Source organism: Pseudomonas sp. NBRC 111133 (assembly GCF_001320605.1).
Lineage (GTDB): Bacteria > Pseudomonadota > Gammaproteobacteria > Pseudomonadales > Pseudomonadaceae > Aquipseudomonas > Aquipseudomonas monteilii.
In genome coordinates this window covers 75,353-89,114 of the sequence record NZ_BCBJ01000062.1, presented here as the reverse complement: position 1 = coordinate 89,114, position 13,762 = coordinate 75,353, and the positions used below count along the sequence as shown (strand labels likewise).

At 60.3% G+C, this 13,762-nt stretch carries 13 protein-coding genes; all 13 read left to right on the top strand.

Going from position 1 to position 13,762, the window contains the following annotated elements:
- Nucleotides 1-11 precede the first annotated feature (11 nt).
- The 13 genes from APH36_RS12985 (at nucleotide 12) to APH36_RS12935 (ending at nucleotide 13,716) form a co-directional block, all read left to right on the top strand.
- A complete protein-coding gene (locus APH36_RS12985; protein ID WP_060498948.1) occupies nucleotides 12-626 on the top strand; it encodes a TetR/AcrR family transcriptional regulator in 615 nt (204 codons plus the stop codon).
- 77 nt (nucleotides 627-703) lie between these two features.
- Entirely contained in the window at nucleotides 704-1,807 is a 1,104-nt protein-coding gene (locus APH36_RS12980) for an efflux RND transporter periplasmic adaptor subunit (protein WP_060498947.1), read from the top strand.
- On the top strand, nucleotides 1,804-4,872 hold the full coding sequence (locus tag APH36_RS12975; RefSeq protein ID WP_060498946.1) for an efflux RND transporter permease subunit: 3,069 nt from the start codon (nucleotides 1,804-1,806) through the stop codon (nucleotides 4,870-4,872). The genes APH36_RS12980 and APH36_RS12975 overlap by 4 nt, the downstream gene beginning before the upstream one ends.
- Before the next feature lie 38 nt (nucleotides 4,873-4,910).
- Nucleotides 4,911-5,717 (top strand): oxidoreductase, encoded by an 807-nt coding sequence (locus APH36_RS12970; RefSeq protein ID WP_060498945.1) that lies wholly within the window; start codon nucleotides 4,911-4,913, stop codon nucleotides 5,715-5,717.
- 85 nt (nucleotides 5,718-5,802) lie between these two features.
- A complete protein-coding gene (locus tag APH36_RS12965) occupies nucleotides 5,803-7,278 on the top strand; it encodes an MFS transporter (RefSeq protein WP_060498944.1) in 1,476 nt (491 codons plus the stop codon).
- An 86-nt stretch (nucleotides 7,279-7,364) separates the two neighbouring features.
- Nucleotides 7,365-7,862, top strand: coding sequence for a PaaI family thioesterase (locus tag APH36_RS12960; RefSeq protein ID WP_218187325.1), 498 nt, complete (start codon nucleotides 7,365-7,367; stop codon nucleotides 7,860-7,862).
- 87 nt (nucleotides 7,863-7,949) lie between these two features.
- Entirely contained in the window at nucleotides 7,950-8,162 is a 213-nt protein-coding gene (locus APH36_RS30755) for a beta-ketoacyl synthase N-terminal-like domain-containing protein (protein WP_374754795.1), read from the top strand.
- Between the two features lie 281 nt (nucleotides 8,163-8,443).
- Nucleotides 8,444-9,175, top strand: coding sequence for a hypothetical protein (locus tag APH36_RS31660; protein ID WP_156342138.1), 732 nt, complete (start codon nucleotides 8,444-8,446; stop codon nucleotides 9,173-9,175).
- A gap of 114 nt (nucleotides 9,176-9,289) precedes the next feature.
- On the top strand, nucleotides 9,290-9,505 hold the full coding sequence (locus APH36_RS12955) for an AlpA family transcriptional regulator (protein ID WP_060498942.1): 216 nt from the start codon (nucleotides 9,290-9,292) through the stop codon (nucleotides 9,503-9,505).
- A gap of 3 nt (nucleotides 9,506-9,508) precedes the next feature.
- Entirely contained in the window at nucleotides 9,509-10,387 is an 879-nt protein-coding gene (locus tag APH36_RS12950) for a ParA family protein (RefSeq protein WP_060498941.1), read from the top strand.
- Between the two features lie 14 nt (nucleotides 10,388-10,401).
- Nucleotides 10,402-11,940, top strand: a complete 1,539-nt coding sequence (locus APH36_RS12945; protein ID WP_060498940.1) for a ParB family protein — start codon at nucleotides 10,402-10,404, stop codon at nucleotides 11,938-11,940.
- A 16-nt stretch (nucleotides 11,941-11,956) separates the two neighbouring features.
- Nucleotides 11,957-12,508, top strand: coding sequence for a DUF2857 domain-containing protein (locus APH36_RS12940; RefSeq protein ID WP_060498939.1), 552 nt, complete (start codon nucleotides 11,957-11,959; stop codon nucleotides 12,506-12,508).
- A complete protein-coding gene (locus APH36_RS12935; RefSeq protein WP_060498938.1) occupies nucleotides 12,502-13,716 on the top strand; it encodes an STY4528 family pathogenicity island replication protein in 1,215 nt (404 codons plus the stop codon). Before APH36_RS12940 ends, APH36_RS12935 begins: the two co-directional genes overlap by 7 nt.
- Nucleotides 13,717-13,762: the final 46 nt, after the last annotated feature.

Genomic DNA, 13,762 nt, shown 5'->3' with positions numbered 1-13,762 from the left:
ATGTTTCAAGAATGACTAAATCTTCTCCACCCTCGCCGGCGCGGGGGCCTGCTGACCACGACGTGAGGGATCAGATCATCCAGGCGGCCATGGAGCACTTCGCCCACTATGGCTATGACAAGACCACGGTCTCTGACCTGGCCAAGGCGATCGGCTTTTCAAAGGCCTACATCTACAAGTTCTTTGAATCCAAGCAAGCCATCGGCGAGGTGATCTGTTCCAGCCGACTAGCGCTGATCAGGCAGCGTATCGAGGCCGCGACCGGCGATGCGCCCACCGCCTCCGAAAAGCTAAGGCGTCTGTTCCGGGCCGTTGCCGAGGGTGGCTCCGATCTTTTCTTTCACGACCGCAAGCTCTACGACATAGCTGCCGTGGCATCGCGCGATCAGTGGTCGTCGGTCAAAGCCCATGAAGCCACTATCAGCCAAATCATTCAGCAGATCCTTGCACAGGGGCGTGACGCCGGAGAGTTCGAGCGCAAGACCCCGCAGGACGAGTCGACGCTGGGAATTTTCCTGATCATGCGGCCTTACGTGAATGCCGCGCTGCTGCAGCACAACCTGGACACGCTGCAGGACGCGATCATTCAACTGCCAGCGTTGATACTCAGAAGTCTCGCGCCTTGAGACATCGTGACCATTGACATATTTGGTCACTAGTATAAAAATGGGATTCCTACATCGCTTTTTGAGAAAGGGATCCCATGCGCCTGCGTCCTGCCGCAATAGTCGGTTGCTTACTGCCCCTCACCCTCGTCGCCTGCGGCGATTCAGCCCCTGCCAAAGACCCGCGAGACAAGCCGCCGGTGGTCAGGGCTGCGGTTGTGCAGGACGCCGTAGAGCCTGCACGTTCCTTTACCGGAGTAGTCGTCGCGCGCACCCAGAGTGACCTCGGCTTTCGCGTCTCCGGCAAGGTCCTGCAACGCCTGGTCGACACCGGCGAAACAGTCAAGCGCGGGCAGCCTTTGATGCGCCTGGACCCGGTGGACTTGAATCTGCAGGCACGCGCCCAGCAGGAAGCGGTGGCGGCGGCCCGGGCACGGGCCAGGCAGACCGCTGACGACGAAGCGCGTTATCGTGGGCTGGTGGCCGAGGGGGCGGTCTCGGCCTCTTACTACGACCAGCTCAAAGCTGCAGCGGATTCTGCAAAGGCCCAGCTCAGTGCCGCGCAGGCACAGGCTGACGTTGCCAGAAACGCCACCGACTACGCCGTACTGCTGGCCGATGCCGAGGGTGTGGTGATGGATACCTTCGCCGAACCCGGCCAGGTCGTCGCCGCGGGCCAGGCCGTGGTGAGAGTCGCCCGGGCCGGCCAGCGCGAAGCTGTCGTGCACTTGCCGGAAACCCTGCGACCGGAATTAGGTTCTACCGCCGTTGCAACGCTGTTCGGCAAGCCCGCGCAGGCCTTGCCCGCTAAGTTGCGCCTGCTTTCCGATGCCGCCGATCCCGCCACGCGGACATTCGAGGCCCGGTACGTGCTGACCGGGGCTTTGGCGAGCGCCCCGCTGGGGGCAACCGTCACGCTTGATATTGCCAAGGCCAGTAGCCCATCCGGGGCCAGACAGGTGCCCGTCGGTGCACTCTTTGACCAGGGCGCAGGTGCAAGCGTGTGGGTGATTGCTGGCGAGCCGGCCAAGGTGACCAGACGCGCAGTCGATGTACTGAGTGTCAGTGACGAGAACGCTGTAGTGAAGGGAGAGTTGAACCCCGGCGACCGGGTGGTGGCGCTGGGTGCGCACCTGCTGCGCGACGGTGCCGAGGTCATGGAACAGGCTCAGGTCGCCCAGGCCACGGAGCAGCCGCGATGAGCCAGTCGCGTTTCAACCTGTCGGCGCTGGCAGTCCGCGAGCGGTCGATCACCCTATTCCTGATCCTGCTGATCGCCTTTGCGGGCACGCTCGCTTTCTTCAAGCTGGGTCGTGCCGAAGACCCGCCCTTCACCGTCAAGCAGATGACCATCATCACTGCCTGGCCCGGCGCCACTGCGCAGCAGATGCAGGACCTGGTCGCCGAACCCCTGGAAAAGCGCATGCAGGAACTGCGCTGGTACGACCGCAGCGAAACCTACACCCGACCTGGCCTGGCCTTCACCATGGTTTCGCTGCTGGACAAGACGCCGCCGTCCGCCGTGCAGGAAGAGTTCTACCAGGCCCGCAAGAAAGTCGGTGACCAAGCCAGGCTCATGCCTGCCGGTGTGCTTGGCCCGATGCTCAACGACGAGTTTTCCGACGTCACCTTTGCCGTGTACGCGCTGAAGGCCAAGGGCGAGCCCCAGCGCGAACTGGTACGCGATGCCGAAACCCTGCGCCAGCAACTGCTGCATGTGCCCGGCGTCAAGAAGGTCAACATCATTGGCGAGCAGGCCGAGCGGATCTTCGTGTCGTTTTCCCATGACCGCCTGGCCACGCTCGGGGTCACCCCGCAGGATATTTTTGCCGCGCTGGACAGCCAGAATGCGCTGTCGCCGGCAGGGTCCGTTGAAACCCGCGGCCCGCAAGTGGTGGTGCGGGTCGATGGCGCCTTCGACCAACTGGCAAAAATCCGCGAAACGCCGGTGGTGACCAAGGGCCGCACACTCAAGCTTGCCGATGTGGCCAGCGTCGAACGTGGCTACGAAGACCCCGCGACATTCCTGGTACGCCATGACGGAGAACCGGCGCTGCTGCTGGGTATTGTCATGCGCGAAGGCTGGAACGGCCTGGACCTGGGCAAAGCCCTGCAGCAGGAAACCGCCCAGATAAACGCAGCGATGCCGTTGGGCATGACGCTGAGCAAGGTGACCGACCAGGCGGTAAACATCACCTCGTCCGTCGACGAGTTCATGGTCAAGTTCTTCGTGGCCTTGCTGGTGGTGATGCTGGTGTGCTTCGTCAGCATGGGCTGGCGCGTCGGTGTCGTGGTGGCAGCCGCGGTGCCATTGACCCTGGCGATCGTCTTCGTGGTGATGGCCGCAACGGGCAAGAACTTCGACCGGATCACCCTCGGCTCGCTGATCCTGGCATTGGGGCTGCTGGTCGACGATGCAATCATCGCCATCGAAATGATGGTGGTGAAAATGGAGGAAGGCTACGACCGCATCAAGGCGTCGGCCTATGCCTGGAGCCATACTGCTGCCCCAATGCTCGCCGGCACCCTGGTCACCGCAATCGGCTTTATGCCCAACGGTTTTGCCCAGTCCACCGCCGGCGAATACACCAGCAACATGTTCTGGATTGTCGGCATCGCCTTGATTGCGTCCTGGGTGGTGGCAGTCGCCTTCACGCCTTATCTGGGGGTGAAGTTGCTGCCGCAGATCAAGACGGTCGAAGGCGGCCACGCGGCTATCTACAACACCCGTCACTACAACCGCTTCCGCCTTTTACTGGGCTGGGTGATCGCCCACAAATGGCTCGTAGCAGGCTCCGTGGTGTCCACGTTTGTCATTGCCGTGCTGGGCATGGGGGTGGTGAAGAAACAATTCTTCCCAACCTCCGACCGCCCCGAAGTACTGGTGGAGTTGCAGCTACCCTACGGCACTTCCATCGAGCAGACCAATGCCACCGCAATCAAGGTCGAGGCCTGGCTGCGCAAGCAGGAAGAAGCCAGGATTGTCACCAGTTACATCGGCCAGGGCCCACCGCGTTTCTTCCTGGCCATGGCACCTGAGCTGCCCGACCCGTCCTTCGCCAAGATCGTCGTGCTGACGGAAAACCAGGACGCTCGCGAACGCCTCAAGCATCGCTTGCGGGAGGCAGCCTCCGAAGGTTTGGCGCCGGAAGCTCAAGTTCGGGTCGCACAGCTGGTGTTTGGCCCCTACTCACCCTACCCCGTCGCGTACCGGGTGATGGGCCCCGACACCGCGCAACTGCGCCAGATTGCAGCCCAGGTTCAAGGCGTGCTGCAGGCAAGCCCGATGATGAAGACCGTCAACACCGACTGGGGCCCGCTGGTGCCTACGCTGCATTTCGCGCTGAACCAGGACCGCCTGCAGTCGGTTGGCCTGACGTCCGCCTCGGTGTCGCAGCAGCTGCAGTTTCTGCTGAACGGCGTGCCGATCACCTCGGTCAGGGAAGATATCCGCTCGGTGCAGGTTGTCGGCCGCGCCGCTGGCCGGGTCAGGCTCGACCCTGCCCAGATCGAAAGCTTTACCCTGGTGGGCGCGAACGGCCAGCGAGTTCCGGTTTCGCAAATCGGCGAGGTGGGTATCCGTATGGAAGACCCCATCCTGCGCCGCCGCGACCGCACGCCGACCATGACTGTGCGCGGCGATATCGCCGAGGGGCTGCAGCCACCTGATGTATCCGCTGCCATCTGGAAAGACCTGCAGCCGATCATCAGCTCGCTGCCAAGCGGCTACAAGATCGAAATGGCTGGCTCCACCGAGGAGTCGGGCAAGGCAAGCCAGACAATTGTTCCGCTGCTGCCGATCATGATTGCCCTGACGTTGCTGACCATTATCCTGCAGGTGCGCTCGATCTCTGCAATGGTCATGGTGTTCCTGACCTCGCCGCTGGGATTGATCGGTGTGGTACCGGTGCTGCTGCTATTCGGGCAGCCCTTCGGGATCAACGCACTGGTTGGCTTGATTGCGCTTTCAGGGATTCTAATGCGCAACACGTTGATCCTGATTGGCCAGATTCAACACAACCAGCTCGAAGGCCTTGCGCCCTTCGACGCCGTGGTCGAGGCAACGGTGCAACGCGCACGGCCGGTTCTGCTCACGGCGCTGGCCGCCATCCTGGCGTTCATCCCGCTTACACACTCGGTGTTCTGGGGCACCTTGGCCTACACCCTGATTGGCGGCACGTTCGTGGGCACGATCATGACCTTAGTGTTCCTGCCGGCAATGTACTCCATCTGGTTCAAGATCAGACCGGCTCCTTCGCAAAGCTGATCGCCTCTCTCCAACCCATCACACAAAAAGGATCCGCCATGTCTAAATCCAAAGTCGTTCTCATCACAGGCGTATCAACGGGTATCGGACGCGCTACCGCTATCGAGTTTGCAGCACATGGCTGCCGCGTGTTCGGCACCGTGCGCAATACGGGAAAGGCACAGGCGATCTCCGGCGTGACGCTCATCGAAATGGATGTCCGCAGTGGAGAATCGGTGCGACGTGGCATCGAGTCCATCATTGCACAGGCCGCGCGGATCGACGTCCTGGTCAACAGCGCAGGCGTCACCCTGCTCGGCGCAATGGAAGAAACGTCAGTTGCCGAAGCTCAGACGTTGTTCGACACCAACCTCTACGGCCTGCTTCGCACGATCCAGGCAGTACTGCCCCACATGCGCACGCAAGGCTCCGGTCGCATCGTCAATGTGAGTTCCGTGCTGGGCTTTCTGCCGGCGCCATACATGGCGCTTTACTCAGCATCCAAGCACGCTGTGGAAGGACTCTCCGAAACCCTGGATCACGAGGTGCGCCAGTTTGGGGTTCGTGTCGTACTGGTTGAACCCTCATTCACCAGGACGAACCTGGATCTCAACGCACCGCAGACCGTTCGCAAGATCCCGGACTACAGCCAACAGTTCGGCATGGTCACCCAGGCCATCCAGAAGAATGTCCAGAAGGCGCCCGACCCTGAAGGCGTGGCCAGCACGATCGTCGATGCGGCGTTGGGGGCCTGGAAGATGCGACGCACCCCCAAAGGAAAAGCATCGCTTCTGGCCAAGCTGCGCCGCTTCATGCCTGCCGGCCCCGTCGGGAAGGGGTTGAGAAAGACGTTTGGGTTAGCCTGAGCCAATCCGTGCCATATCGTAGCGGCGATCACTCCATACGCTCAGCTCCGAGAGATCAATTGCACCCAATAAGCGGAGCCGCGCCATGCCCCCCCTGGACAGCCATACCACCCTAGCCTCGCCGCCCCGCAGCGAACAGGCCCCCACATTCAATCCGCCCGGCGCCATTTCGCCATGGCCGGTGTTCTGGGTGGTCAGCGTCGCAGTGTTTCTCGTGTCCATGGATGGCACCATGCTTTTCGCGGCATTCAATGCCTTGCGGGTGGGATTTCCGCAAGCCACGCCGGCAGACCTATCCTGGGTGCTCAATGCGTACACTGTAGTCTATTCGGCGATGCTGATTCCGGCGGGCGGATTGGCGGACAGGCACGGGCGTAAGAAGGTGTTCCTCGGAGGTGTCGCACTGTTCGTGGCGGCCTCCGTTGCCTGCGGCCTTGCGAACAGTGTGGAATGGCTGGTGGCAGCAAGAGCTCTGCAAGCTATTGGCGCCGCCTTGCTCACGCCCGCCTCGCTCTCGCTTGTGCTGGCAGCGTTCCCAACCACCAAGCGCGCGGTGGCAGTGAGTCTATGGGGTGCGGTCGGCGGTCTGGCTGCGGCGGTCGGCCCCAGCCTGGGTTCGTTCGTGATCGCATCGTTTGGTTGGCAGTTAGCGTTCTACCTGAACGTGCCTGTGGGGATTCTGGCGATCTGGCAAGGAGCCAGGCTGCTAACGGAGACGAAGCTACAGACCAAGGGACGCCCGTTGGATCTAGTCGGCATGTGCTTGCTGATCACCGGCATCGGCGCTTTGGCACTGTCGATTGTGCAGTCGGAGTCCCAGGCATGGTCACGCCATGAACTGCTGGGCGCAGCGAGCATCGGGCTGGTTTGCATCATCGGCTTCGTCGTTTGGGCGCAGACTGCCTCTGCCCCGCTCGTTGATTTGCGCTTGTTCCGCAACCGCACATACCGCTACGTCAATCTCGCAACGTTGAGCTTCGGCATCGCGTTCTCGATGATGTTTTTCGCATTCTTCTTCTACATGAGCGCGATCTGGAAGTATCCGCTGCCATTGGCCGGCCTGGCCATGATGCCTGGACCACTGACGGTGGTGCCGGTAGCAGCGCTTTCGGGTCGCGTGGCGGGCAGGTACGGGCACCGTCCGCTGCTGCTGACCGGGTGCCTGATTTATGCGGTCAGTGCCTTGTGGTTTCTGTTCGTACCAGGCGTTGAGCCAGCCTACCTCACGCAGTGGCTGCCGGGCATGTTACTCAGTGGAGTCGGCATCGGCATGGTGATGCCGTCGCTGTCGGGCGCGGCCGTCAGTCGCCTGCCGGCTGACCACTATGCCGTGGGCGGCGCGATCAACCAGGCCATACGACAGATCGGATCGGTCATGGGCGTTGCACTGACCGTTCTGCTCCTCGGCAGTCCCAGCTTGGAGCGCGCCGACTTCAATGCCATCTATCTGTGCCATATCGGCTTGTCACTGCTCACCGCAGTCCTGTGCTTGCCGGTGAACACATCGCCCGCAGCCATCGCTAAATCCCAAACCTTCGATGCGAGTTCTGAACGCGCATAGGAATGGATCGTTTGTAGAACGTATAGGAGACAGTCATGGGGAATAATCAGGCAACACCTCTATGGAGACGCCAACAGGCAGACGCGATGCAGCGTATTCGCGATGGCGGTGGATTACCTGGTCTCGCTCAAATGGAGCAGCTCGTCGGCAAGAGCGGCCGAGAGATTCTTGAGGCCATGATGTCCGGCGAACTGCCTTACCCGCCCATGAATGAAACCATGAATATGACGCTGCTGGAGGTCGGCGAGGGGCATGCGGTGTTTCAGGGTATTCCACTGCTACAGCACTACAACCCGCTAGGAAGCGTGCATGGTGGGTGGTTTTCCGCGCTTATGGACTCGGTGCTAGGTTGCGCGGTACAGACTATGCTGCCCGCCGGGCGTTCCTACAGGACGGCCGGACTGAATATCAACATCGTGCGGCCGGCCTCACACAAGACCGGCCCACTTCGCGCGACTGGTCGCTTGATCCACGGAGGCAGGCGTCTCGCTACGGCCGAAGCTCACATCGAAGATGAGCAAGGCAAGCTGTACGCCCATGCAACGACAACCTGCTTTATCTTCGACGTCGCAACCACTGATTGAAGGCCGGCGAGAAGCGCGGAGCCTAATCAAATTGGCAATTTGAGAATTTACCCAACAGTGCTCGTTGTGAGACGTCGCACAGATGAAATGAGCGGTGATGATATGAGCACTCAAAATACAAAACGAATCGTGGTGACAGGAATAGGCATCGTTGGGCCACTGGGATGTGGCGCCGAGACCACATGGACTCGCTTGTTAGCCGGAAAATCTGGAATACGAGTGTTACCTGGTGACCTTGCCGATGGCACTGGCACATCACACCAACGAGAAAAGGTAAAGCACTTCTACATTATTTTTTGACTACCAATGCATCAAGACACCTAACTCCCTGAAAAAGAATGAACATCTAATTTTAAAGTCCATATCCACTTCCCTACGGCCATGATTTTTTTCTATTTTCATTCGCTTAACCACAGTAGACGCTGAACCAAAAAAGCCATTTGCGGTCTTCATGCATGCATCCAACTAATGGATTAACTGAGAAGGCCTACCCAGAGCGCCCATCTCACATTTGAAAAAGGTTAGGGAGCTGACGATCCCCTTTTAACATACCGGTCCATTCCCAGGAAGGGAGGTCAATCGTGGACTCATCCAAAACCTACTACACCCCGCTCGAAGCAGCCGTGAGATGGAGCAATCTCATTACACATGAGCACGAAATCCTAGTGGCTGCTGGCCGATACCCGGAAAAGCTGAGTCTATTGTTTCCTCAATGGCCTGATCTCCCAAAATACATCGACCGTATATACGATGCGATTGAGTGGAATGACCTTCCTGCCAGCTGGCTGGGCCACGCTATTCCCCCGGGACAGCCGATCGAACGTGCCTTTCTCACCGTTCGCCATACTGACCTACGACGCTGGGTGACGCTTTACTATCCGGATGACCTACCCAGGTTTCTATTTGAGCACTGTGATCATCCTCGAATCGACGTGAGTTTGGGCGCTCATTTATGCCTGCTGTCTGACAAAAAACATGCTGAACGCGAGCTGCTTGCTACCCGTCATGAATGCCGAAACCTAGTAGAGGCACTTGAAGCGAAAAACCTCGAATGCAATGTGTTAGCAGCACGACTGGAGCAGCATGAGCCACTGAGTGAACAAGGCGCGACAGTGAAAAATCGAGCAATCGCGGCACTGTTGCAACTCTTGCTGGGTACTTCAAGTAGCGGACAGGCACTGTCCCGTTTCAAAAGCCAAGCCGCGATCGTTGATGAGATCATGATTCGCTATCCTGATGTTGCCGGACTTAGCAAGCGGTCCTTAGATCGGCATTTCGCTGAAGCGAACCGAAGCCTTTATCCCAAGCCATGAATGAGCGTTGCCTGGCAATGCTTTCGTGTTGCCCGGCAATGACTTTTAACGAGTCACGTTGTTGACTGAATGTCACATCCCACCATGCGCCATCCGGTGCTAAGGAGTGACATCATGCAACCATCTAGCCCTGCACCGTTGACTGCCGATCGGCACATCATGCGCCGCGATGAAGTGGAGCAAAAAACAGGCTTCAAGCGCTCGCACATCTACAACCTGATGAAGGCTGGCCAGTTCCCGCAGTGTCGACGCATCGGCACGCGCGCCGTGGGTTGGGACTCACTGGAAATCGAGCAGTGGGTACAGGACCGGCTGTCTAGCGGGCTCTGAATCATGGACGTCCTCTCGCTGATCTCGACCAAGGGCGGCGCAGGCAAGACAACCGTCGCCGCTAACCTGGGCGGTGTACTGGCTGACGCCGGCTTGCATGTCCTGCTACTGGATTTGGACAGCCAGCCAACCCTGTCCAGCTATTACGCTTTGCGCGAAGCCCGAGAGTCCGGCAGCTACGAGCTCATCACGCAGCGACTCACGGCACCTGAGCAGGTGATTTCCGCTACCGTGATCCAACACCTGGATCTCATCGTGTCCAACGACCGCGCCGGGCACATCAGTACCCTCCTGCTGCACGCGGCCGATGGGCGCCTGCGCCTGCGCAACCTGCTGCCGGCCTTTGAGGATCACTACGACGTGCTGATCATCGATACTCAAGGCGCGCGCAGCGTGGTCGTGGAAATGGTGATCCTCGCCTCCGATTGCGCACTGTGCCCGGTCCAGCCAGAAATGCTCGCCGCGCGCGAGCTGCGCCGGGGCACGCTGGGGCTGTTTGAAGAGTTGGAGCCTTACCGCTATTTAGGCATCGCCTTGCCGCCGATGAAGCTGCTGCTCAATCAGGTCAATGCCAACCGCAGCGACACTCGCTTGATCATGCAGAGCCTACAGGCCTCCTTCCAGGACGATCCCCATGTCAACATCTGCACCACGGTGATTCCAGACCGTGTCGCCTATACCAATGCCGCTTCACTGGGGCTGCCTGCGCACCGTGTCGAACCCACTCCGCCGCCTGGCGGTCGCAGTCCTTGCGCCGCAGCAGTCATGCGCGCCCTTGCAGTCGAGTTGTTCCCGCAGTGGGCTGAGCGACTGGCCGCCTCGAGCACGCATGCATCCGGCCAACCCTCAATTGCCGGCCGCCGACTGCTCCGTCGCGGCTGATTGGAGGGTGAGTGATGAAGCCGCTGACGCCCGATGACATCACCCGTCAACTGCAGAAGACGCATTTTCCGCAAAAGCATGGTCGCGAGATTTCCCCGGCGCCAGTCGGCGACACGCCCATGCTGGTCAGCCTAGAACAGCTGCGTCCTTACGAGCTCAACCCGCGCGTCGTCCGCAACCCGCTATACGATGACATCAAGGCGTCGATCCGCGAGCGCGGCCTGGATCAACCGCCTGCGATTACCCGCCGCCCGGGTGAGGCGCACTTCATCATTCGCAACGGCGGCAACACACGCTTGAGTATCCTCGGCGAACTTTGGCAGGAAACCCGTGACGAGCGTTTCTTTCGCATCCACTGCCTATTCCGCCCTTGGCAATCCGAGTCGGATGCTTTGCTTGGGCACCTGACCGAGAGCGATCTGCATGGACAGCTCACGTTCATCGAGCGTGCCCTAGCGGTGGCGAAACTCCAGGACATGTTCCAGGCGCCGGGTGCTCCACTCAGCCAGCGTGAGCTCTCCACACGGTTGAGCAAGGGCGGTTACCCGATCTCGCAATCACATATCAGCCGCATGTTCGATACGCTTGAACACCTGCTACCGGTCATTCCGCAAGTGTTATATGCAGGCCTTGGCAAACCAGCCATCGGCCGTATCATCAACTTGCGACGCCGGGCGGAGACGATCTGGAACCAGTATCTGGGGAATCCTCAGCACTTCGCGCTGCTGTGGTTTGAAGTGCTGTCAGCATTTGACGGTGAAAAGCCTGAACTGGATTCAAGTGAGCTGCAAGACGAGCTGATTGCCAAAATGGCAGTCTTTTTGAAGCAAACACCTCGTTTGCTTGCCTTGGAGATGCATCAGGAGCCTCAACGCTCACCACCTCCTGCGGACATGCCTCAGGCGCTGAGGCAGGAGACACACGCCGAGTCCTCTCCGCCCCCTGCCATCGAGGACACGCCAGAAACTGCCCGTGAGCTGCCCGTAGCGGACCCGGAGAGCAGCGCCGATGACAGTTGGATGCCCCCGGAGCTCCGCCTACCCACTATCCGCGAGGCGTTGAATGATGACGAGCCACTCATCGCGGCCCCGGTAACCACCGTTGAGATCAGCAAATCACATTCGAGCTCACTCTCTCCCCCTGCCCCAGCTCAGGATGACATCAATATCTTGCGCGAGCGCTGTGCCGTGCTGGCCACGGGCCTGGCCAAGTATGCCGATGCCAGTGCCATGGTCTGCCCGCACGCAGACGGCTTGGGTTTCACTCTCACGCTCGAACACGGCGGAAACCTCAGTCCCCGGCACACCGGCATTCAGCTGTTGCTCTCGGCTTTGCTGCGCCTGCAGGACGACGTGACTTGGCAACAACGCCAGCAACTGCCGGCCGCGCTGTTTGGCCAGTTGTTGATTGGCGCCTACGACCTGCCCTTCGCCGAGCGCCCTGCCCTGACCGTGGGCCTTGAGCGACTCCCCGACGCCCAGTTGGAGCAGTTGTACTCCCTGATTCGCCACGCCCGGCAGTTGATCGAGCTGACGCTGTCGTCCAATCGTTAACATGAGGAATTACCTCTTGAGCACGACCTTCAACCTATTGAACCATGCGATGTTGAACCAGGTGCTGCATGAGCTGCGCCATGGCCGCCTGCAGCGCTGCAAAGCCCTGGGCCTGGCCGACGAAGACATCGAGGTCCTGCAGTCGCTGCCGCCGACCACCCTGTCCCACCTGGCGCACTCCTCAATCGCCTGGGTCGAAGTCAAGGTCGATATCACCGTACTTCGCCGGCTGATCGCCCAGGCCGAGCGCGACGAACAGAACGAACGCCTGATCAACCGGGCCCTCAAGCTCGGCGCCAGCTCCAACATCATGTACCGCTGCTTCGGTCTGGACCATTCGGAAACAGCGCTGCGCCGTCGCGTGCTGAAAATCGAAACCCACCGCGGCCGGCCAGTCCAGCTCAGTGAAGCGCAGGAACATGCCGTGTGGAACCGCTGGAGCCAGTTGCGCACGGAGGATCCAGACAACGACCCACTGGACACCATGATGATGCTGGCCGAGGAACAACACATCAGCCTAACCCTGGTCTGGCAACAGGTTGAGCTATACGGAGGCACGACATGCTGAGCTTCTACGAGGTTGACTGGCAGGATGTGGTGCGTCAGTGCTACGACGCCCTTCGGCGTCGCAATGAATGGCAGGCGGCGAGAGCTCAAGAGGCGTCCGCAGCTACGCCGCCGGCAATGCGCACGATCTACTACGGAGACAACAATCCCTTACCACACGCATTACTCCTCGATCGTCGGCTGACCCCGCTGGAGCGCAACACGTGGCAGGTGCTGCGCTGGCTGATCACCGAGCGCCAGGTCAAAACGCCACGGTATGAGGACCTGCAGCCGTATCTGGCCGCCAGCCCCTGCGGTAACCAGGCATCGCGCGAGACCATCGCCCGCGCACTCAACGTCCTGAGAACCACCCGCTGGCTGAGCTTGGTCGACCGCTCGCGTGATGCCCAGGGCTGCCTGCGCGGTTGCGTCTATGTCTTGCACGGCGATCCATTGACCGCAGCCGAGCAGTTGGAACTGGATGGCGGCTATGCGGGGCTGCTACAGCAGAATCTCAGCCACGCCACCAAGGGCGTGCGTGATGTCACACAGCATGTAATCGCCGAGATTCAAGCCGACCCAAAGGTCGCCCAGATCGACAAGGACAGACTCGGCTCGCTGCCGCCAGCACAGCAGCGTGCACTGCCGTTAATGAACGAAGGGGCGTATGCAGAAAATTCCGAACCAAGCCAGTGCCACCCCGTTCGGAATTCTCAGCCCTCGGCCACCGATTCCGAACCCTGCCGCAATGCACCGGTTTCGGCTGTGATTCGGAATGCCGACGCCGGCCGTACAGTACAGAAAGACCAAAGCAAAAAAAGTACGGTACTGGCGCAGGTGGAGTTCGGCCGGGCACGATGGCCAGAGGATTTACCGCTGAGTTCGAACGAGCGGCGCATGGCCACCCAGGCGATGCGTCAGCTCGAACCCGAACAGCAACAAGCGGTGATCAATGAAGCTGCGGTTCGCTGCGCCCACGGCGAGATCCGAAAACCGGTCGCCTACCTGATGGGTTTGATCAAGCGCGCCTGCCAGGGCGAATTCACCCTGTGGGCGGCTCGTGCCGAGACCTCGGCCCCCAAGACCCCGCCTTCGCGCACAGTGAGCCCCACACCCACAGAGCCAGCCGAACGAAGCAAGCGCAGTGGTCAGCGCACGGCCTCGCCCCTCGCCCTTTCCTGCCTGGAGGAACTCAAGCAACGTTGCCGCGGCATCGGCACAGCAACCTAGGGAGTGGAGCTCAGTGGATTTGATGCCAATGCCATCAAATCCAGGG

Excerpts from the sequence above, each read along its gene's own strand:
- APH36_RS12950 (WP_060498941.1), top strand. The coding sequence starts at position 9,509 with ATGGACGTCCTCTCGCTGATCTCGACCAAGGGCGGCGCAGGCAAGACA.
- APH36_RS12980 (WP_060498947.1), top strand. The coding sequence starts at position 704 with ATGCGCCTGCGTCCTGCCGCAATAGTCGGTTGCTTACTGCCCCTCACC.
- APH36_RS12985 (WP_060498948.1), top strand. The coding sequence starts at position 12 with ATGACTAAATCTTCTCCACCCTCGCCGGCGCGGGGGCCTGCTGACCAC.
- APH36_RS12935 (WP_060498938.1), top strand. The coding sequence starts at position 12,502 with ATGCTGAGCTTCTACGAGGTTGACTGGCAGGATGTGGTGCGTCAGTGC.
- APH36_RS12955 (WP_060498942.1), top strand. The coding sequence starts at position 9,290 with ATGCAACCATCTAGCCCTGCACCGTTGACTGCCGATCGGCACATCATG.
- APH36_RS12965 (WP_060498944.1), top strand. The coding sequence starts at position 5,803 with ATGCCCCCCCTGGACAGCCATACCACCCTAGCCTCGCCGCCCCGCAGC.
- APH36_RS30755 (WP_374754795.1), top strand. The coding sequence starts at position 7,950 with ATGAGCGGTGATGATATGAGCACTCAAAATACAAAACGAATCGTGGTG.
- APH36_RS12975 (WP_060498946.1), top strand. The coding sequence starts at position 1,804 with ATGAGCCAGTCGCGTTTCAACCTGTCGGCGCTGGCAGTCCGCGAGCGG.
- APH36_RS12960 (WP_218187325.1), top strand. The coding sequence starts at position 7,365 with ATGCAGCGTATTCGCGATGGCGGTGGATTACCTGGTCTCGCTCAAATG.
- APH36_RS12970 (WP_060498945.1), top strand. The coding sequence starts at position 4,911 with ATGTCTAAATCCAAAGTCGTTCTCATCACAGGCGTATCAACGGGTATC.
- APH36_RS12945 (WP_060498940.1), top strand. The coding sequence starts at position 10,402 with ATGAAGCCGCTGACGCCCGATGACATCACCCGTCAACTGCAGAAGACG.